The 20,339-nt window shown below is 67.5% G+C and carries 16 protein-coding genes and 3 pseudogenes; 5 read left to right on the forward strand and 14 right to left on the reverse strand.

Going from position 1 to position 20,339, the window contains the following annotated elements; translation table 11 throughout:
* Positions 1-70: 70 nt before the first annotated feature.
* The 4 genes from GA0070621_RS29530 to GA0070621_RS13545 all read right to left on the reverse strand — a co-directional run bounded on the left by GA0070621_RS29530 (position 71) and on the right by GA0070621_RS13545 (position 4,932).
* Complete coding sequence (locus GA0070621_RS29530) at positions 71-730, reverse strand: hypothetical protein (RefSeq protein ID WP_157739972.1); 660 nt, start codon at positions 728-730, stop codon at positions 71-73.
* 582 nt (positions 731-1,312) lie between these two features.
* Positions 1,313-3,694, reverse strand: coding sequence for a DUF4132 domain-containing protein (locus GA0070621_RS13535; RefSeq protein WP_091195351.1), 2,382 nt, complete (start codon positions 3,692-3,694; stop codon positions 1,313-1,315).
* Positions 3,694-4,080 carry a hypothetical protein gene (locus GA0070621_RS13540; protein WP_091195353.1) on the reverse strand — a complete coding sequence of 129 codons (387 nt, stop codon included), beginning with the start codon at positions 4,078-4,080 and terminating at the stop codon, positions 3,694-3,696. The genes GA0070621_RS13535 and GA0070621_RS13540 overlap by 1 nt, the downstream gene beginning before the upstream one ends.
* A 525-nt stretch (positions 4,081-4,605) precedes the next feature.
* A complete protein-coding gene (locus GA0070621_RS13545) occupies positions 4,606-4,932 on the reverse strand; it encodes an integrase core domain-containing protein (protein ID WP_157739973.1) in 327 nt (108 codons plus the stop codon).
* 20 nt (positions 4,933-4,952) lie between these two features.
* On the opposite strand from GA0070621_RS13545, the pseudogene GA0070621_RS30815 reads away from it, so the two are divergent.
* The 3 genes and pseudogenes from GA0070621_RS30815 to GA0070621_RS13560 form a co-directional block, all read left to right on the forward strand.
* Positions 4,953-5,423, forward strand: a pseudogene (locus GA0070621_RS30815) (helix-turn-helix domain-containing protein); the annotation flags it as partial.
* Positions 5,424-6,018: 595 nt separating this feature from the next.
* Positions 6,019-6,387 (forward strand): hypothetical protein, encoded by a 369-nt coding sequence (locus GA0070621_RS13555; protein ID WP_157739974.1) that lies wholly within the window; start codon positions 6,019-6,021, stop codon positions 6,385-6,387.
* 148 nt (positions 6,388-6,535) lie between these two features.
* Positions 6,536-6,938 (forward strand): annotated as a pseudogene (locus GA0070621_RS13560) (cyclic-phosphate processing receiver domain-containing protein).
* A 105-nt stretch (positions 6,939-7,043) separates the two neighbouring features.
* Here GA0070621_RS13560 and GA0070621_RS13565 read toward each other — a convergent pair.
* Entirely contained in the window at positions 7,044-7,385 is a 342-nt protein-coding gene (locus GA0070621_RS13565; protein ID WP_167666876.1) for an HflX-like GTP-binding protein, read from the reverse strand.
* Positions 7,386-7,652: 267 nt separating this feature from the next.
* Between GA0070621_RS13565 and GA0070621_RS13570 the strand changes: the two genes are divergently transcribed.
* Positions 7,653-8,003, forward strand: a complete 351-nt coding sequence (locus GA0070621_RS13570; protein WP_091195364.1) for a PadR family transcriptional regulator — start codon at positions 7,653-7,655, stop codon at positions 8,001-8,003.
* Positions 8,000-9,067, forward strand: coding sequence for a hypothetical protein (locus GA0070621_RS13575; protein WP_167666877.1), 1,068 nt, complete (start codon positions 8,000-8,002; stop codon positions 9,065-9,067). The genes GA0070621_RS13570 and GA0070621_RS13575 overlap by 4 nt, the downstream gene beginning before the upstream one ends.
* Before the next feature lie 364 nt (positions 9,068-9,431).
* Here the strand turns inward: GA0070621_RS13575 and GA0070621_RS30820 are convergent, their stop codons facing one another.
* The 9 genes and pseudogenes from GA0070621_RS30820 to GA0070621_RS13620 all read right to left on the reverse strand — a co-directional run bounded on the left by GA0070621_RS30820 (position 9,432) and on the right by GA0070621_RS13620 (position 19,663).
* Positions 9,432-9,590 (reverse strand): hypothetical protein, encoded by a 159-nt coding sequence (locus GA0070621_RS30820; protein WP_167666878.1) that lies wholly within the window; start codon positions 9,588-9,590, stop codon positions 9,432-9,434.
* A gap of 527 nt (positions 9,591-10,117) precedes the next feature.
* A complete protein-coding gene (locus GA0070621_RS29540; protein WP_157739975.1) occupies positions 10,118-10,399 on the reverse strand; it encodes a hypothetical protein in 282 nt (93 codons plus the stop codon).
* Between the two features lie 345 nt (positions 10,400-10,744).
* The gene (locus tag GA0070621_RS13585; protein WP_091195370.1) at positions 10,745-11,827 is read right to left on the reverse strand and encodes a tyrosine-type recombinase/integrase; all 1,083 of its coding nucleotides are present in this window, start codon (positions 11,825-11,827) and stop codon (positions 10,745-10,747) included.
* The gene (locus GA0070621_RS13590) at positions 11,817-12,302 is read right to left on the reverse strand and encodes a hypothetical protein (protein ID WP_157739976.1); all 486 of its coding nucleotides are present in this window, start codon (positions 12,300-12,302) and stop codon (positions 11,817-11,819) included. Before GA0070621_RS13590 ends, GA0070621_RS13585 begins: the two co-directional genes overlap by 11 nt.
* A gap of 249 nt (positions 12,303-12,551) precedes the next feature.
* Positions 12,552-15,266, reverse strand: a complete 2,715-nt coding sequence (locus GA0070621_RS13595) for a DUF2075 domain-containing protein (protein ID WP_167666879.1) — start codon at positions 15,264-15,266, stop codon at positions 12,552-12,554.
* A 541-nt stretch (positions 15,267-15,807) separates the two neighbouring features.
* On the reverse strand, positions 15,808-16,899 hold the full coding sequence (locus tag GA0070621_RS13605; RefSeq protein ID WP_091202376.1) for a tyrosine-type recombinase/integrase: 1,092 nt from the start codon (positions 16,897-16,899) through the stop codon (positions 15,808-15,810).
* Positions 16,899-17,372, reverse strand: a complete 474-nt coding sequence (locus tag GA0070621_RS29545; RefSeq protein WP_157739977.1) for a hypothetical protein — start codon at positions 17,370-17,372, stop codon at positions 16,899-16,901. Before GA0070621_RS29545 ends, GA0070621_RS13605 begins: the two co-directional genes overlap by 1 nt.
* A 315-nt stretch (positions 17,373-17,687) precedes the next feature.
* Positions 17,688-18,029 (reverse strand): hypothetical protein, encoded by a 342-nt coding sequence (locus GA0070621_RS13615; RefSeq protein ID WP_157739978.1) that lies wholly within the window; start codon positions 18,027-18,029, stop codon positions 17,688-17,690.
* 253 nt (positions 18,030-18,282) lie between these two features.
* Positions 18,283-19,663 (reverse strand): annotated as a pseudogene (locus GA0070621_RS13620) (IS1380 family transposase).
* Positions 19,664-20,339: the final 676 nt, after the last annotated feature.

A 20,339-nucleotide genomic window follows, 5' to 3' on the forward strand; every position in this document is an offset into this window, starting at 1 on the left:
GCCGAACACAACAATCCACGCGCCAACTCGGTGGACCTACTCGGATGCGCTGAGGAGCTTCCGCCGGGCTTCAGGGCAGGAGCAGCCGTTCAAGACGTTTGACCGCGCGCAGTGCCTCGCCTTGGTGCTTGGCCTGTTTGAGCCAGCCGGGCAGTCGAGACACCACTGAGGCGTTCGCCGTGCCGTGCCGTTCTCGAAGCCCGGCCTGCAGGAACTCCTTGAGGTAAGCGAGGTGGCGCGGGTTCAAAGCCCACAACGTGTGACCGGCGCACGGAGTCTGCAACCACAGCGGTAGACCGAAGCAGTTGTCCACCAGGGCTGCAGGCACCATGACCGGACGCAGTTCGTAGCTCGCGTTGGTCGCCGCACCGCAGCCGTCGCAGTGCAGAGTGACGAAGCGGTGATGCGGCGCTACTTTCGCCTGGCGGTCGACGTACATTCGGCGGCCGCAGTGGCTGCACCGCCGCCACACGCTGATGACCACCGGCCCAGCCCAGCTGTCGGGGAGGTGACGTCGGCAGCGGCCACATTCGCAGCCGGCGGGCCTGTGTTGCCGGCGGGAGAACCCACAGGTCACGCAGGCAACTGCCGCCGGCTTCCAGGTCCGCCCGGCAGGGTCCCATTCCCGCAAGACCTTCGCCGCCGCGCCGCACTGCGGGCATCGAACGACGAACTCACCGGAGAACCCAGCCAGCCACCGTCCGTTGTCGACGAAACGCCCCTTCATCACCGGCCGAGTGTAGGCAGCAAAATCAGGCATGGCCTCGAGATTTTCATCGCGAGGTTTCGTATCCGGCCGAACAATGACGGCCGCCCTGGACAGCTGCGCGTGCGACCCACGACAGGCGAGGCCTCGTGCGGTAGGTTCCCGGCCGGGCGGACACACTGACATCGGCATGTCCGCACGCCGAGCAGCCGGGCGGAGCCGTTACGTACGTAGCGATCGCACCGCGGCCATGAGCGGATGGCCCCTTGTCAACGCGGCCAGTTCTGTCGGCGGGCCATGAGACGCCGAAACTGGGCGGACAATGCGGCGTTTCCGACGTTGAGGGCCGGTCCAGTCGGATCACCCAACAGCTCCGGGATGTCCTACCCCATCGCCGCTGAGATCCTTGTAGAAACGTTGTCGGCAACCTCAGCGAACGTGTGGCCGTGACAGAACGGGTCGTGACCGCCACAGCACTCATCAGCCGCCAACCTCCCAAGCGCCTCTTCGAGCAGCTCAATCTGACGGTTCGAATCAGCGAGCGTGCCGTCCACGATCTGCCAGGCGGATCATGGGCGCCGAGGCGGGCCGGGCCAACGACGGCGGTCAGCCGATCTGGCGGAGGATCGACGGATCGGTGATGCGGTGGTCGTCGGCCAGCAGGAATGCCTTGGAGAGCACGACCGCTAGCATCTCGTCGCCCTCGAACGGGACGAAGCGCACGCCGGTGACCTTCTTCGTGCCGCGCGCGGGGACGATGCAGAGGTACTGGTCGTTGGGAGACATCAGGATGTTGCCGCTGCCGACGTGGATGCGGTAGGTGCGCTTGCGCCCCTCGACCACCAGGTAGTGGCCGGCGAGGCGGGCCCGATCGCGGATCTTCAGCTTGGGCAGCAGGTGCTCGATGACCTGACGGCGCACCTGCCCGCCCGGCGTGAGGTCGCCGAACGCGACACCCTGCCAGTAGGCGAAGCGGCGGTCGGTGCCGCGGTCGGCCCAGGTGGGGTCGGTGGCGATCGAGGCGACGCCGATGAAGAGGTCGACATCGCGCATGGCCTCGGAGAAGACGACCGGCGGCACCTCGGCCAGCGACACGGTCTCCCACTGCCGCCCGCAGGACCGCTGAAACCGCACCTGGTCGGTGGTGCAGAACATCACCTCGTGGCCGCCGCCCTCGTCGCCCGCCTGCTGGTGGTAGAAGGCCGCGCGAAGGCCCTGGGCCGGGAAGTCCCGCTTGGCCTCGCCGTCGTATCCGCCATCCCAGCCGCCGAGGTAGTTGGTGGCCCAGCGGCGCTCCTTCATCAGCGCGTACGTCTGCTGGTAGCGCAGCACGTGCGCGGCAAACCGGTTGGAGTAGACGCCGGTCTCCTCCTCGGCTGGGGTCAGCAGGTAGACCTCGCGGAAGGCCTGCTTGAATGGCTGGGCCACCTCGTGCGCAAGGATGTACGCCCGCCAGAGGCGGACCTCCTCGGGGTCGGCGGCGACCGGGTGCCACACCCGCACCCGCGCCTGCGGCCCCGGCACGATCGTCTCGCCGGTGACGAGCGTGAACCGGCCGTCCGCGGCTGGGAGGGCGGTCACGGCCCGATCGAGGTCGATGACCGTCCACAGCAAACGCAGGGCGAGGCTGCCGGTCACCGGGTGATCGGCATAGCGTTGCCGCCAGGTCTCCAGCGGCCACTCGCGCTCCTCCACGAGGAGGTCCTCGAGCCGGTCACGCTCGGCGGTGACCAGCTTTCGCAGCTCAGCGGCGTCGTGCTTGAGCGCCTTTACCAGCTCGGGATCAGCGTGCTCCGGCGGCCTGGCCGTGCGGGTGCCGCCGTATTCCCAGGCGGCGCTCACCTTGGCGAGGTCGTCGAGCGCGAGGATTCCGGTCACCGCGCCGCCGGCCATCCGCCGCTCCCGCCGCTCATCGAGGCCGGCGTCGGAGATGGTCTGCTCGGTCAGCTCCGAGCGGCTGATGCCGGCGCGGTCGGCGGCCTCGTCGAGCGCCTTCGCGATCTGGGCGAGATCTCCGCGATCGCGGGTGGCCCGCTGCAGCCGCATTAGCACGCCGACCGCCTGGGTGCCGCTCCGCCCGAGCACCGCATAACAGGTGTTGAGCACCCGGGGCTCCGGACGCGACTCGGCCAGGGCCAACACCAGCGACGGCAGCCACTGCTCGCCGGTGACCTGCGCCGACCACAGCAGACCCCGGACCAGATCCGCGCTGCTGGGGCCGACCCGCGCCCGGTAGGTCACCCCCCAATAGTCGAGCTCGGCCGGCTCGCAGGTGTGCGCCAACTCCAGCAGCTCCCGCACCAGCGCGACCACACCGCGCCGTCCGGCCAGCAGGTCGCCGGCCCGCTTGAGCCAGGACCGGCTCGGGCGCGGGCCGGGCGGGATCCTCCCCGCATGGTCGAGAAGATCGGACACCGCATCCGTATCGACGGTGACCGCCAGCAGCCGCTCGACCGCCACCTGGCTCCAGCCGTCTTCGACATGGATCACACCGACCCGGACCCGGCCCGGCGCCGCGGGAACGGCGGACTCGATCAACGCCCGCAACCGCAACGCCACACGGCCCCGCTGGCTCGGGTCGTAGCTGTCGGCCTCGACCTGCCGCAGCGCCTCCCGGAAGTGCGCGACAAGACCGGCCCGATCCGCCGGATCGAGCGACTCGGCGGCACCGGCGGCGGCCTTGAGCACGGTGATGACCGTCTGGTGCGTCGCACCGCGGGCGAGCGTAAAGAGCAGGTCGACGTCAGCCGGCGTCCAGGGCAACGAGCGCCGGCCCAGGTCGGCCAGGAGCCGGCCGCCGGTCCACTCCCAGCCCCGGTGTGCGGCGGCGCTTTCGACCAGCACGACGCAGAGGGAGAGCGCCCGCTCGTCGCTCAGGGTCCGCAGGATGTCGTGGTCAATGGGGGTGGGCGCCGCCGGATTGTCCATCCGCACGCCCCGGATGAGGACGCCCGCTCGGTCGCGATGCGCGGCCAACAGGGTCCCCATCAGCCACCCACAAGTGGCATGAGCCGGACGAACGCCACATCAGCGGCCTCGTTGAGAGTCAGCTCCTCATCCAACTCCTCGACCTGCTGGTCGGCGACGAGCACGAAGAAACCGTTACGCTCGAACGCGGTCACGGCCGCGTCAGCCTGCCGCTCCCAGTCGATCCGCATCGGGGTGCGCATCCGGTAGCCGTTGAGATCCTCCTCGGCCTCGGTCGGGCGGACCAGGCCCTGAAATCGCTCGGTGGGCGCGGCGTTGTGGCGAGCGACCTCCTCACGCACCCGAAGCCGGATCAGCTCCCGCAGCGTGACAGTGCCCGGAACGTCGAGCACGATCGAACCCACCGCGCGACCGGCAGCGGTCTCATCGCGGACCGTCATCAGCATGGACGGGAGCGTACCGGGACCAACCGACAGCAAGGTCCCACCCGACCACTGCGGCAACGACAGGCGGGCGACCTCCGCCTCCCGCTACAGGTGACGGCCAGCCACGACAGAAGCGGCCTACACCGGATCGGTCACAACAAATAGCGGCCCACCATCGATGACATGTGTGCGGGCCACGATCGCCGGGTGCTAGCGGACGCTGAAAAATGGCCTGACCCTTGACACCGGGCACGGGGCGGGCCGCGGACCCCGGGGGGCGCGCAGTTGCCATCCTCGACGCTGACGAGCACATGCACCGGAGGCTCCATGGCCGCCGTCCGCTCCTCCTGCACGTTCGCCCGAAGCTGAGTTCAGGCCCGAACGCACGCCATGCGGCAAATCAATGCGCGGCTCTCACGTGCTCGTATGGGAGATCACCAGAGCCTTCGGTGAAGCTTCGGCCTGGTTAGCGGGGAGCCCGCACAGGTATCGTCTGCTGCAGGCTGGGCTTGACCCGTTTCGACGGACAGGGTCGATGTGGTGGTCTCAAGCTACCTTGCTGGCTGGTAGCGGGTTGATGCTGGCGGTGGCTTCGTAGGCGGCGGGGCTGAGGTAGCCGAGGCTGGAGTGCCGGCGGCGGGTGTTGTACCAGCCTTCTACGTATTCGAATATCGCCTGTCGGGCGGCGTTGCGGGTGGACCAGGCCTGGCGGTGCAGCAGTTCGGTTTTGAGGGTGGCGAAGAACGACTCGGCGACGGCGTTGTCCCAGCACTGCCCGCGCCGGCCCAGTGATAGCCGAACTCCGTGCCGCTTGGCGAGGCGGGCGTGCTGGGTGCTGGTGTATTGGGCGGATTCCAGTGGTCGTCGCAACACCTCGATCAAGGGGTGTGGACATGGGTAGGCCATCGGGCTGGGTGACGGCGGTGACGGGCAGGCCGGCGATGCGGTCGCCGGGGCGCCCGGGTGTGAACGAGCACCGGGAGGTGCGGCGGAAGTTCTGGCGGCGGATCGCTGAAGGTCTGTCGAGCGAGGAAGCTGCGGCGGCGTGTGGTGTGTCGCAGCCGGTGGGCGGGCGCTGGTTTCGTCAGGGTGGCGGTATGTCGCCTTTGTCGCTGGTCCCGGTGTCGGGCCGGTTTCTGTCGTTCGCCGAGCGCGAAGAGATCGCACTGCTCAAAGCGCAAGGTAAGGGCGTCCGGGAGATCGCTCGGGCGGTAGGGCGTGACGGCTCGACGATTTCGCGGGAGTTGCGCCGCAACGCCGCGACTCGTGGCGGCCGCCTGGACTACCGTGCCTTGGCCGCGCAGTGGCACGCCGAGCGCCGTGGCCGTCGCCCGAAAGTTGCCAAGCTGGCCGCGAATCTCAGGAAGCTGGTCAGAGCGTCGTACTTCCCACGGCGAGGCCATCCCGGCTCGTCAACGTAGTTCATACGCAGGGTTCACGATGGCATCGGCCCTGATCGTAGCCGTCGTAACCTGAACAGCGTCGCCGCTCACATCGGCTACTTCGCGACCGTCAACAGAGGCGTGTTGGTAAGGAGTTCCGGCACCAGGTTGGCCCCGGTGGCAGCCCGGGGCCAATCCAGTCCAGGTAGGGTGGCTGTCAGCCGAGCGGGATGGCACCGTGTAGGTGCAGCGGGTGTTGGGCATCGGTTTGTGTCGATCCCGACACACACCCGAAGCCAACACTCCAGGTCAAGCTCGATTTCCAGGTGTTGATCCTCGGAGCGACTCGAACCCCAACGCGTGCCCATCAGTGCGCGTTCTCTCATCGGTATGTCCGTAGGATCCACGCCGAGGGTGACCGACGCAGCGTGACTATCGAGGCCCCAGCGCGCATGGTCTGAGGCAGATCCGTGCACGTGAGCTCGCTGGAGCCGGGTCGTTCGGCGAGCTGCGCGCAGTGTGGAACTGGGTAGCGCTACTCATGCGCCGGTTAGCCTTCGGTGGTCACAGTGGCAGCATGTCCGCACCAGAGGTTCCGGCGTCCGGCACGTCCCGCAGCACCCGCGACAAAGTCGCCGCGATCGTCACCGTTCCGGCGTGGTACGCGATGCTCTATCTTGCCTTCGTCGGCTGGGTCGCGTGGCAGGCCAGAACTGGTGTCGACGGATGGGAAGACCTGATCGTGTTCGCCGCCATAGCCTACGGGGCGCTCGCGTTCGTCCTGGGTAGCACGATCGGGATCGTGATCATGCCGATCAGGGTCCGCAGCGCCAAATGGAGGGCCAGCCCGGTCATCTCCGGAACCGTCGCGGCGGCTATCGGACTGGTCGGGTGCGCTTTGATCCCCCTGATCATACGGCTGCTGGACCTCCTGCAAAGCGCGTAGCCCAGCGCACCAGTTGGCTCAGGCGATGCCTGCGCCTGCGGTGCCGAACCGGCTGCAGGCCGTCCTCGACGAACGGGACTGCATGCCGGCCGATCTACCTCCATCTCGTTAGGCAGCCACGACCGCGTGTTGTCCGCGGCGGATCCGGATGGCGGATCGTGACGGTGCAAGGCATCATCACCGCGTGGATGCCCGCCGAACGATCGTTCTGGTCGATGACCTCCGTTCGTTCGTGGATGGCCGCAGCGCCGAGGTGGCCTGTACGAGCGCTGCCGGAGTCGAGCTCCTCAATCGTTACCGGGACGGGCGCCTGGACGAGCTGTGGCTGGACCACGACTTGGGCGGCGACGACACGTCTGGCCGTCGTGGAGATCCTGGAGCAGGCCGCCTTCGAGAAGTGCCCCTTCGGCATGGGCGTCATCAATGTCCACTCGTCTAACCCGGGCGGCGCCGCGAAGATCGCACAGGTCTTACGGCACTGGGGCTACCGCGTCCAGGTCGCGTCGGGCTCCACGGACGTCGGCTATCTCGATGGCTCTGCGATGAGCTGATCGGTTCGAACGCGCCGTCGGCGGCCGTCACACTCGATCTGCGGCATGTGCGTGCGCTGCGTCCGGGATCGCGATGGTCATCGGATCCAGGCACGTGCGGACGCCTCACTGATCAGGGGTGAGGAGGTCCTCGCCGCTGATCACGAGGCACCCGAACATGTTGCCGAGGACAGCTCGTTGGTGTTCCGTGAGCGGGTTTGCGAAGACCGCAACGCCGACCTTCGCGGCCCGGCACGCTTGCGCGATTTCGTGCGCTTTGCCAAGGCTAAGCAGTGTTCGCCGCGAAAACGACTCGATCATCTTGGCCGCACCGCCGTGCGAGACACCCCGCCGCTGGACGTGCCGGCTCACTACCCGCCCACCATGTGCCTTCACCGAAGCCGCCAGCCGATCGAGCTTTGCGCCAAACTCCTTATCCTTCGCCGAGAACAGGCCTACGAGCACCACGTCGGCGCTCGCTAGTAGGGAGGTCGGTGGCTCCGTCGGATCTCGCCGCACGGGGCCATGGTGCCAGATGTCTTACGGGCACCCGCTCATCGGCGCGTCCGGACGTGAGTCAGCCCGGATGACGATCACCGTGCGTAACGAGCGCTTCGCGGCAGATGAGCGCGCCTGGATCTCGCTGTCGGAGCATTGCTCGGAGCGGAGTGTGCACTCGCAGGTGGCCGTGACGGCACTGGGTTGCTATACCTTCGCAGCCGATATATTACTCGCATGGAAACCCCGCTACGCGAACCCACATTCCTGATCCTCACTGCCCTGGTCGGCGAGCCGATGCACGGGTACGGCTTGATCGCTGAGGTGGCCCGGCTTTCCGACAACCGCATCTCGCTGCGGCCTGGCACGCTCTACGGCGCGCTCGACCGGCTGGTCGACGCGGACCTGGTCGCCGTCGATCACGAGGAATTCGTCGACGGCCGGCTGCGCCGTTACTACCGGCTCACCGAGCCGGGCGGCGCGTTGCTGGCCGCCGAGGCCGAACGCATGCGCCGCAACGTCGAAGCGGCGACCACCCGGCTGCGCGCCACCACGACCTCGCCTCGCCTGAGTGGAGGACTCGCATGAGCCCGGTGAAGAGCCGACACGACAGCCCTGGCGAACATGACGAAGGGGGCACTGCCGTGACCGGGCTGGAACGCCGCTATGCGCGCTGGACGGCGCTGTTCTATCCGGCCAACTATCGGCGAGGGCGCGGTTCGGAGCTGATGGATACCTACCTGTCCCTGGCCGCGCCCGGCCGGAAGAGACCCTCGCCGGCCGACATTGCGGACCTCGCGGCCGGTGGCCTGCAGCAGCACCTACGGATCGCACAGGGACTCGGCCCCGGCTTCCGGCTCGCCGGCCTGCTCGCGCTGATGACGGCGACCGTGTTCGCCACCGGGGCGATGGTCTTCGAGGTGCTCGCCCCCAGGCAGCCCTGGTTTTCGCACGTCGGGCCGTTCCAGTCGCTCGCCGCCGCGGCATGGGCGGCCTGGTTGCTCGCCGCCGTGGTGCACGTCGCGGCGAGCGGGCGGTGGTTGCGCTGGACGGTCGGCCTGGCCGTACTGGTGACGGCCGGCATCGTGCCGGCCACGGCGCTAACCGGATTGCCCCGCCCGCCGCTGGCGGTGCTGCTGCCCCAGATCGTGCTCGGTGTCGTCGCGCTCAGCGTGGCCGGTCGGCACCCCTGGTGGGTCCGGCTGATGCCGATCGCCGCCACCGCAGCGACCCTGCCGGTCGCCATCGACACCGCGCCCGACCTGACCTATTACACCGGCTACTTCGATCTCAGCAGATCTGCCTTGCCGGCCGCTGCGGTGACGCTGCTGATCGGTGCGCTGCTGCTCGCGCTCGGCCTGGCCGCCCGGCGCGATTACCGCGGCGCCTGGGCGATGCTGATCCTGCTCACACCGATCGGGATGCTCGCGGTGAACCCGCTCGGCGCGGTGTTTGACGACTCCGGCCCCGGCCGGGCCGTGATTCCGGCGTGGTCGGCCATGGTCGTAGCGTCGGTGCTGGTAGCCGTGACCGGACCGATGCTGGTACTGCTGGCCCTAGTAGCACGGGGTCGGCTGTCGCCGGGCCGCCGTGCACCCGGCGCGGACAGGGGTCGCTGCCCAACCTGCGGCGAACCCTCGCCATCCGCGTAGTCCACCGCACGACCGAAGCTCAGCCCGCAAGCCAGACAAGACCGGCCTCCGGCCACACCCGAGCGAAGGCCCGGGCACAGCGGTAGAGCTGCGGCGCACGCTCATCACCATGATCAAGTGCACCGTTCTCGGCAGATCCGGACACCACCGGGGCTCGCCGAACGTCACTGTGTGTAGTCGATGATTTCGGTGTGCGGGCAGCGGCTCGACCATCAGGCCGCCGCTGGGCTTGCGGATGTCGATGGCCGCTGTGTACTCGGTGGCGTACGCGGCCCTGCACTGCAACTCGTACGCCGACATCATCCACACTGAGCACTTGTCATCGTGGTCCGCCAGCGGCCTTGCCCACGAAACCTCTGTCTGGCTACTGCCCGAAGGTGTAACGCAGGTTCGCGTTGATCAGCTCGTTGAGGCGCTTGCGCAGATGTCCTAGGAGCGACGGGTCGGGTAAGGGCTCGGTGACCAGCAGCGTCCAGCGCAGCTGCGTGCCTTCTCCGCCATCGGACTCCAGGTCGAAACGCACCTGTGCATCCGGCCGCTTGGGCCACAGCGATGACCAGATGACCAGGTGCGGGTGCTCGGAGCGCAGGACCTGCGGCGATCGTTCGTCGTCCAGCAGCTGCAGCCGGGGACGCGCCGGTCGCGGTCGGGCTCGGTGAGCGCCTCGAAGACGATGGCAGGTGGGGGTGGTTGGGTGCGCGTCCGGCTGCCGGCTTCGAGCATGCCTCAGACTAAGCCCACGGGGCTGACCCAACCCGTCGCCTTGCCGCCGGCCAGGCCGGTCCGTCCAGTCGAGAGCAGGAGCTGACATTCTCGATGTCCATGGAGACGGTCGCTCGCCGCACTACAGACGACGCCTTGACGCAGCAGGAGTCGGAGCTGGTGCGGGCGATGCTGGCTCATCAGGTGGGGATCGATCCGGATCGGGTGGGACCGGTTCTGGATCTCGCTGCCGTCGGTGTGGTCAACAACGCGTGGCGCAACAGCCCGGTGGAGGACTGGCACGCCGGGGACGGGCCGCTCGGCGACGGCGACATGCTCCGCATCAATTCACACACCTGTTGGCGGGTACGGCAGACCATCCGGCGTTGGCGCCGCGAGGTGGGCCTGGCGGCAGATGCCGACGCCGGGCGGCTTGACGACGGCAGCGTGGACGATTGGGACGGGCTGGCGGTACGGATCTGGCGCTGGCTGGTCAACCCACAGCGCCTGATGCCAAGTGGCTTCCGGCTCGTCGAGATCGCCGGCGATGACCTCGCGGACTTCAGCGACCACGTCGCCGGCGTGGTGGGCGGGCGGGCAGCCGCAACTGAGGAACGGGGTGGCCGACACGCCGCCTGGTCTGTGGCGGCACACGGTGGGCTGGCGTGCCGCCATTGGTGGGGCACGCCGACCGGCCCAGCCTGGTCGACGACTTCGTCACCGTCCTTGACGAGCCGTCGCATCAGCACTGGGGGCCAACGGCCAGCGGCGTCACCGACTGCAGCCAGAACCCGCGCAGGTGGCGGACCGCGGCGCTTTGCGCAGAATGCTTCTGCGCGAGCCGTGGGCTCTCCAGCCGCTGGCAGCCCAGTGGGTTGTTGCGGCGGGTATCGGCCACCTGCGGCCGGGTATCCCGCCATTGCCCACCAGCGCCGACATCAACACGTCCACGAGCCGCGTCGCCTGAGGACTGGGTCAACGCCGAGTTCCAGGGCGGTGCGACCGGCCGCCGTCTTCCCTGGCCTGGTGCGTGGGCAGGGACTGTCCGTCTTGTCCTCCGGCTAGCGGATGGGGTTGGCCGGTCATGGCGGCCAGGGCGGTGGCGACGGCGTGGAGGTCGGCTTTGATGTAGGTGGTGGTGGCGGGTCCGCGGCTGTCGGTGTGGCCGGCGTAGGCGCGAGCTACTCCATAGCCGAAGTGCCGTTCGACCCAGGTGAGGGTGGTGTGGCGTAGCCAGTGGGTGGAGATGCCCTGCGCGGCTACCCACGGGAGCTGACGTCCGATGCGTTTCCACAGCAGGTCGTAGCGGCGGTAGCTGGCGGGTTGGCCGTTGCGGTAGCGCAGCAGCTTGTCGGTGGGTGCGACGGCGCCGCGGGCGTGGGCGTGCTCGAGCAGCCGGGCGGCGAGCATCGGGGTGATGGGTTGCCACCGTTGGGTGCCGCCCTTCTCGGTGAGCCGGATCAGTGCGTGGTCGGGGTCGAGGTCGATCAGGCGCAGCGCCAAGGCACCGCCGCGGCGGCAGGCGGTTTCGGTGTGCAGGCGCAGCAGCCGGGCGTCGAGGACGATGTCGTTGCCGCCGCTGCGGGCGGCGCGGTTGATCTCCTCCAGCTCTTTCGGGGTGAGGGCGCGGCGGGTGTTGGGCAGCCGGCGGGGCTTGCGCACCCGGTGGGCGGGGCTGTCTACGGCGCTGAGGTAGCCGTCGGCGATAGCACGGGTGTAGAAGGCGCGGGCGGCGGCGACGAAATGCTCGCCGGCGTGCCGACCGTGACGGGAGTTGCGGCGAGAGCGGGCACCAGAGGTGGCCTGACGCATGAGGGCTTCGATATCGCTTGCGGTGACCGTGTCCAGGCGGCGGTCGCCGAGGGTCGTGGCCATGCGGTTCCAGTAGCTGTGGTAGCTGTGCCGGGTGCCGGGGCTGGCCGCCGCCTCGACGCGGGGCAGGTATTCGGCGATTGTCGGCACCGCGCGGCTGGTCGTGTCGGTGAGGTCGGCGGCGGTGAGGCCGAGATGGTCCAACAGCGCCCGGACGATGGTGACACGGTCGGGGTCAACGGTCATCGAGGGCTCCGAAGATGTGGGCGTGCAGGTCGGCCAGGAGCGCGGTGATGGTGTTTGAGGGGTGCACGACGATCAGGTCCCGCCCACAGAAGGCGGCCAGGAGCACCGGTTCCCCACCGGTGATGCCGCACAGGTGTCGTGCGGCGGCCGGCAGGGGAAGCTCCTCACGGGACCCCACGACGTGCCCCCCATTAGCGGCAGGAGTGATGAGCACTGCGGCGTGCACGACGTCGACGCGCAGGGCGAGGCCGGGCATCCAGCCCAGGGCGCGCAGCAGTGGACGGGCGGTCACCCGACCCGCGGAATCGGGGCGGGCGACGTCGAACAGCACCCCGCTGGACGGCTGGTCAGCGGGCGGCGGCAGGGCCGGCATGAGCGCCGGCTGCGGCGGCGGCGGGGCCGGCAGTGGGGTGGGCACGAGCGCCTCGACGAGCTGCTCGTCGTGCCAGCGAGAAGGGAGCGGTCGACGGCTCACAACCGCCCCCGCCAGGGCCGCGCCAGTGTCAGCGCAGGCGGGAGCGTCCCCCGAGGTTCGTCATGAGCATGGATGCCGCCGGCGGTGACCCGCTGATCCGCCGTTACCGGTCGATCTTGCGCGAATCTCCACGAAAACTGGTGTCCGAGGGGGGATTGAACCCCCACGTCCAGCATCCATGCACCGGATAGGTGCTCATGCATCCAACCTACCAGTCGCGAGATCGACCGACAGTCCCGCGTGCCGGGCCTACATGAGGGAGGCCAGGAAGGCACGGGTCTCTGGATCTGTGGAGTAGAGAAGCGTGCCACGCATGCCCCGGGTCATCAGCACCCTGTAGGTGTTGCGGATGAACCGGTCGGCGGCCTCGTCGCTTACGTCTTGTCTGTTGCGGAACGCCGGGTCCTTCGACTCCGAGCGGCGGGTGACCAAGCGACCATCGCGGGCAACAAGGTCCGGGCCGATGATGACACCGGACCAGTCGTACTCGAAGCCTTGGGCTGTGTAGACCGAGCCGACCTGACCGAATCCCCCGGGATCGGTTGCCCAGAAGGCAGAACCTGGGGCGTCGCCGACGCTTCGGTCACTCTTAACGTTCCAGGGCCGTGCCCACCGGCCGACTTGCACGTCCGCCACAAGCGAATCGTCCGGCTGCGGGTCACTCCATGGCCAGCAGTAGCCGGCCGACATCCTCGCCGTCTCACCAGCGGCTTGCTTGTCGGCGAGGAACGCCTCCATCTCTTCTGGCGAATCGGCTATTCGCAGGTCGAAGCGGCCGTCACCCGCCCACTTCATCGGCTCACCCTCGTGGAGGCCGAGCAGGTCCTTCGTCCACCGGTCGTAAGTGCTACTGCCGCCACAGCGGAACTGATCATGCAGAGATACCACCTCGACCTCTAGGCCGCGTTGTGCCGCGTACCGAGCGATGAGCGTCAGGCTGCCCAGTTCACCCGGCTTAACGACCTGGTCCTCGTCGAGGAGAAACACCGGCACCCGAGCGGCTTCGATCAGCTCAGCGATCTGCGGACGGGCACGATCCCGCCTGATCTTCGGGGTAAATCGGTTAACCGACGTCGCGCGGATGCCGTGCGCCCCGTCACAAACCAGCACGTCGAAGCTGTTACGCTCGATATTCATGAAGCTGTTAAAGTAGCCGAAAATGTTTCGCATTCGGCTCGAACCCTGACCGACGTAGCGGCGAAGTGTCTGCGTGAACGACCGCGACCCGGTAGCGTGCAGGACCGCATGGCCCTGCCTGACCAGCTCACCGAGCGCGGACAACCCGATGACGCTCTTCCCGCTACCAGGTCCACCGGACACCACCACAACCGTTTTGCGGTTGGCGGTGCGGGCGCGCTCTACCGCTCGCAAGACCATCTCGTAGGCCACGCGCTGCTCGTCCAGCAGCCTGAAGTGGGACCGCTCCTTCAACTCTTGATCGGCGTACGTCAGCAGGTGTCTGCTGGCGCGTACAGGGCTCGCCAGCAGACGGTCAGCGGCACCAGATCCCGAGGCGTTCCTGAGATGAGCGCGTAGATAGTCGATGAACTGCACACGCTGTTGCTTGGTAAAGACTCGAGTCTGGTTGGTAGGGCGGTGCGCGAGAACGTCGCTGACATCCTGGTCTACGGCGTTGTACAGATAGGCGGCACCGTGGATCAGACCATCCCCGTCTGCCGGCGCGCCGAGAGCGTCACTCAGGTATTCGCAGTAGGCGCCAACCTGCACGCCCGGGTGCAGCTGCACTGTCCCCACGCGCCTGACCACCACCAGCGAGTCAGATCCCTGAATGGACTGCGCATGCGTCCACGACTTTAGCTCAACGATTACATAGGAGTCGTCGCCAGTTACGGGGTGCACGCCGGCGAGCACCACGTCGACTTTCCTGCTGGTCAGCGGAAGCTGGTAACCCATGATCATTGAGACTGCGCCAAGGCCAGCCTGCACAAGATCATCAGCCAAAGCGACAGCACGGCGCATCGCAGCGCGGATCGAGGCCGCCAACGCGGGACCTGAGGCGGGATGGGCGGGGCTGGTAAACGTATCAGGCAAAGCGTCCTGGGCGACGAGTTGCTGCAATTCGGCGGCAGACAGGGTGAACGTGACTCCAGCGAGGGCCAGGTCAGGGGTGACGGGCAACGGACCACCGCTTCTCGTCATGGCGACGCTTAGATCGCCGCCATGATGAGATGGGCGGCGCGGCAAGGCGCCAGCAAACCCCGCCTGTGGCCCGCCCACCAGGAGCGCGGCGACCGGCGCGCTCGGCCCGAAGCGTGACTTTGTCAACGCCGACGACACCTCATGTGGCGGCTGCGGACGGTCCTGACGGCGGCCTGAGGCCACCCACTCGTTCCAAGCCACGAGCCACGAAAGTGCTCGAAGATCCGAAAACAGCATGGCGCGCCGGAGGCAGGCGCTAAGCGCGGCCCGATGTTCCGGACGGCGTGCTAGCGGCTCCGCAGCACCACGCAGCCGTAGCCGGCCAGCGGACAAGATCTCGACGTCAGGCGCAGCACGCAGCACCGCACGGAGCCGATCCCAAGAGCACCGCAGCTGCACCTGAACATCCGCCTGGTCCGGCAGGGCCACCGTGACTACATTACGAACAGAGGTCACCAAGAGTGTCTCGCCCTCTGAGCTCGCGTCCGAGGCGCAGAGCATGGCGGCAAACTGCTCGACCGCATCAATCGGAACCGTGACGCGGAGCGCCGCCGACAGCGGTCGTACAGCCTGCACCGGCAGCGGATGACATTGGCCCGTAGTGTCCACAGTGAGCAGCCGCGAGGCAGTGAGGAGTCGGTTCATCAAGGCCGACTCCACCGCCGCTTGAGCAGCGCTGTGCGCATCTGGCAGCAACGCCTCGCCAGCCGGCACGGTCGCGACGAGGCCCTGAGCCTGCTGGTAGGTCTCGCCGGTATAAAGAGTCCGGACGCGTGCGAGATCTTTGGTCTGGACGCGGGTCATCGAGTACGCCGACCGCTCGCAGCGCCAACCGCGTCTCGGCTCCAGGTCCGCAACTCGCAGAGCAGACGGACGGCCAGGTCACCGTGCGACTCGGGTCTTACTGCGACAAACAGCAAGATTGGTGCAATACACAGCGCCAAAAGCATGATCGGAATATGGGCAATCGCGACAATCAGCGGTCGTACCACTGTGGTCGGCAGAGCCGCAAGGTCGATTGAGGGCACGGTCGTCTCCCGGTCCGTTGCCCGGCCAACGGCAATCGAGATGACGCACCTACAGAAACAAGCTAGGACACGCGGAGGGCGCCTCACCCTTCAGTCGCCCTCGCTGGACCTCAGCCGGGAGGTCCATGACGACTCGGTCACCGTGGTTGACCAACACGATGATAGCGACCCTGTCAAGCCCGACCCAGCAGCGGTGCCCAAGCTTCCACCGAAGCTACCGGCCGATCATCTGCTGCGCCTCGGACCTGGCCAACTCATAACGAAGATCCCCGCAGTCCTCACCCCCTGTGAGGGCGTAGCCGGGATCGCCAGCGGCCTCAGCGACCGCGTCGCCACGCTGTCGCCCGGCTTGCGCGTCCTCGACTGTCCGAAGGCGCTCCCGCCGCTGTGCACAGCAGCGGGTGTGACTCGCCTGTAAGTGCAACCAGAGCTTGTGCGACCTCGTAGACATCTGCTCGGACATAGGTGCTGGTCGTGCCCGCATCGGACCTGCCGTTATGACCTGCGAACGCTCGAGCTACGGCGTAACCAAAGCTCCGCTCCACCCAGGTCAAGGTTGTATGGCGTAGCCAGTGCGTGCTGACCTGCTGGGTAGCCACCCAGCGCAGGCACCTTCCGAGGCGCTGCCACAGATGGTCGTGGCGCCGGCTCGTGATGGGCCGACTGTTTCGATATCTGAGCAACCGGTCAGTCAGGTTGCCGCCCTCTCGGTCATCCCAATGCTGCTCAAGTTGAGTGGCCAGCGTCGGTGAGATGGGCTGCCACCGCACGGTCTCCCCCTTCTCGTGCAGCTGGACCATGCACTGCTCCGTATCGAGATCCGCGCGGCGGAGGGCGAGACCTCCGCCCCTCCTGCACGCAGTCTCGATGTGGAGTCGCAGTATCAGAGCATCTAGCTCCGGGTCGTTGCCGGTGGTAGCAGCGACCTCGTTTATCGAAGTAAGCTGATGCTCGGATAGGGCCCGCCTCGTGCTGGCGAGCCGTCGGGGCTTCGGCACCCGCTTCGCTGGGTTGGCGGACTCGGTGATGAGCCCGTCGGCTTCGGCGTAGCTGTAGAGGCACCTGAGCGACGAGATGAGGTGCTCCGCGGCTGTCCGCCCACCTCGAGAGTTCCGCCGTACAACGAGCTGTTCCTTCATCCGCTCGGCGAGCTGCCGGATTTCCAGCGGCGTCGGCTCGTTCAGGCGGCGGTTGCCCCAGACCTCTCGGACTCTGTTCCAGTAGGTGCCGTAAACCCGTCCCGTGCCCGCCGTTACCGCCTCAGATACGCGTTCGATGTACTCGTCGAACGTGGGGACCACGCGAGGTGTGCTCTGCACGGTCAGGAGCTGCTCCGGCGTTACCCCTAGCCGAGTCAGGAGGAGCCGAGCCGTCTCCAGATCGTCGCCCCCGCTGAAGGCCGACCCCATCACGCTGCCTCACGTACGTCGTATCGCGAGACCATGAGCTCCAGTGCGCTCATCGTGTAGATCAGCAACACGGAGCGGTCCGGGTATGCCAGCACCAGGAGACGATGACCTCGTTCGACGCCGCAGCTCCGCCGCACTGAGGACGGCAGCACCAGGTGACCTTGCCGGTTGATCGTCCACCGCCCGCCGCGCCGCGCGGTCACCGTGATCACGTTGTCCCTAGCGACGAGGTCGACGGGACGACCGGCGAACCACCCGAGGGCTTGTAGTGGCCTGCGGTCGGCTAGACGGCCGCTTACGTCAACGGACGTAACTGCGCAATGTACCGCCTGAGGCTTGAGGGTCCGCGCGAGGCGCGGCAACGGCAGGCCGCGGGCGATAAGGCTGTAGTAGTCGTAGGGACCGGCTCCCACCTGACCATCCTCGCGTCCCTTGCTTGCCGATACGGCTATCTCACCCTGTTCATGCAGCACGCGATCCCCTCCCGTGAGCAGCAGACCCCCGGCCAGACGTCGCGCTGGTGGCTTCGTCCCGCTGTGATCAGTGGGAGTGCTCCCCGACGCCAGCTCAAACCATGCCGAGGTCCAGCTACCGTGCCGCTACCTGTGAGAGCCACGAAAGGCGGCAACGGTAACGCATTCGCCGCTGGGCCAAGCGCAACCGAGGCTGCGCCGTCGCAACCAGGCCACGCCAGCCGTTCCAGAGCTTGGTGACATCGGCGAACATAGGTGCGTGTGGAGCGAAGGCATTCCAACGCGTCGCAGCAGCTGACCCATATAGCCGCAGATCTACAAAAAGAGGTCTGCGGTCTTGGGGAGCCCGACTGCCGCGAGATCGATGTCTAGCCAGGCGGGCTCGTCACCGTACGCGGCTGCCCACCAGTCGGTGTGTTCGGTCGCCTCACTGGAGAGAGGAACGATGAACGTCTCACGCACGAGGTAGGGATGGGTGAGTCGTCGGAGGAAGACTCCGGACTCCGAACGACCGGTAACCGCTTGGGCAGCGGCATCGTTACCGTCGAAGTTCACCCCGGGCCCACTCGACAGTACGACGCCGTGGGCGTTCGTAGGCCAGGTGATCTTGCTGCGGATCAAGGCAGCGATTGCGTCGATGCGGTCTGCTGGCTCCATCGTGGTCCACTCTGTGAACTGAAAGAGCCCATCCAGGCAGTCCACGCGAACCCAGGCAGGCAGCGGGCCGGCGATCTGCGCAGCCTTCTTAGCCTTGATGATTCGTCGGTGACGTCTGCCGGCTCGACCAGGCCGCTTTGATTGAGCTGTGTTGATGGGTGGTGCGGTCTGGGCATGCTGGCGGGCCGTCTGTCGCGGCGGTGGGCGTGGTCTCCTGAGGTTTCTCCGGTCGTAGGTGTCGGGCTGAGGTGGGTCAGCCGGGTGCGGGGATCGCCGCGATTCGGGTGAACGCGGTGGTGAGTTGGGTGGCCCAGGGCCAGGCGGCCGGGAATGCGTAGCCAGCGGCGGCGTTGACCGTGGGTCAGTCGGGCGGCGGTGTGCAGCAGGCGGTAGCGCAGCCGTTTTGGCTCGGCGGTGGCGAGGTCGCCGTCGAGGGCGTGTAGTTGCAGCCAGGCGATGAGGTCGGCGGCGATCGCGGCGGCGGTGCACCATGCCTGGTTGATGGCGAACTCGCGGGATGGTAGCCGGCGAAGGCCGGTGTCTTTGGCGCAGCGGATCCGGTCCTCGACGCGGGCGTGGGCGCGGTGCCGGGCCTCGAGCCACTGCAATGCGCCGACGGGGGTGTTGGTGATGAAGGCGGTGTAGCGCCAGCCGTCGCGTTCTTCGAACAGTGACAGCTGGGCGCCGGGATGAGGCCGTTCCCGGCGGACGATGACCCGCATCCGGTCCGGCCAGCCGGTCAGGGTGAGCAGGCCGGTCAGCTCGGCCACCTCGGCTTTCTCGCGGACGCCGCCGTCGGCGGCCAGTGCCGGTGTCCACGCGGTGGTGGGCAGGGTGGTGATGGCGGTGCGTTCGGCCTCGCCGATTGACCAGCCGATCGAGTACTCGACGGTGCGGCGGCGGGTGTTCTGGGTGGTGAGCCAGTCGAGCACGGTGTGGGTGCCGGCGGCGCTGTCACCGCGGATGAGCAGGTGCCGTCGATGCTGCGCGGGGATCTGCGCGATCGCGTCGGCCAGCACGCGTAGGTGGTCGGCGGCGGTGTTGGCGCCGGCGTTGCCCGCCCGCAGCTCGATGGCGAGCAGCTCGTTGGTGTTGTCGCAGGTCACAAGGATGGGGTGGAAGCCGTACGTGTGTTTGTAGGTGGCGGCGGCGTTTTCCTTGTCGGAGTGGGCGATCACGATCGTGGAGTCCACGTCGAGCACCACCACACCGCCACCGATCCCGCGGCCGGCCGCGCAAGCCTGCGGTGGGCCGCCGAACAACTGCCACATCCGGGTCCGGGCCTTCGCCCGTGCCATCGCGATGCGCCGCAGCTGCGTCACGCCGATCTCGTCCAGTGCCCGCCACACGGTGGTGTCTGAGGCGACCGACCCGAACACCTCGCCCTGATGACGCAACACATCGATGTCGCAGATCGCCTCGCCGCCGTCGGCGATCATCACCGCCAGGTCGACCAGAACCCGACCCCGGTCATGGACCGGGTACCAGCCGGTCCGAGCCAACGCGGCAGACAGGGCGGCAGTCAGCCCGGCCCGATCCGCCAACATCCGTAGCAACGCGGCGCCGACGTGCGACACCACACCCGTTCCGTCCGCGGTGACCCGCAGATCCTTCGACCACGCCGTAGACTGCACGCCGGAAGTGCCTCCCCGGTAGAGATCCTTGTAGATGTCGCAATCACAAGTTTCCCCTGCCAGAGAGGCACTTTCGTCTATTTACACGCCGGTCGGACCCACCAATTGATGATCACCGCGAATCACCCAGGCTAGCAGTCAGCCCTTGCTTCCGCGCGTAGCCGCGGATGGTTGCTCCCGAGAGCGCAAACCACACGCGGAGCTCCTCCGCGAGTTCTCGCCTGACTCCGGCGATCTCTGGAGGGATCGATCGCAGACTGCTGTGACCACCACGCACCTGTCATTCATACCGGCACCCTCGTCTGAGGTACATAGCGTTGCGCGCAACTTTGCAACGCGTTGCACTCGATGCAGCACCCCCTACGGAGGCCATCCTGGTTGCAATCGCGTCACGGAAGGATCAACCGAATGCCCTCGACCCAAGGACCGTCGCCCGTCCTCGCACTACGCGGCCCCCTTCGCCGACTGATCGGCCGGACCATCGCTCTCAGCTTGGTGAGAGGCATGGCCACGACAGCGGGCAGCCTCATCGTTTCGTCGATCGTGTGGTGGGCCACGCATCGCTAGGCCAGGGACCAGTCAGCTCCCAGCGATCGACCACTCGGTCTTCGGGCGACTGAGTCGGCACACTCGCCACGGTCGAGCACTGATCCGCCGATTCAGCATGTAGCGCGCC

Source organism: Micromonospora narathiwatensis (assembly GCF_900089605.1).
Lineage (GTDB): Bacteria > Actinomycetota > Actinomycetes > Mycobacteriales > Micromonosporaceae > Micromonospora > Micromonospora narathiwatensis.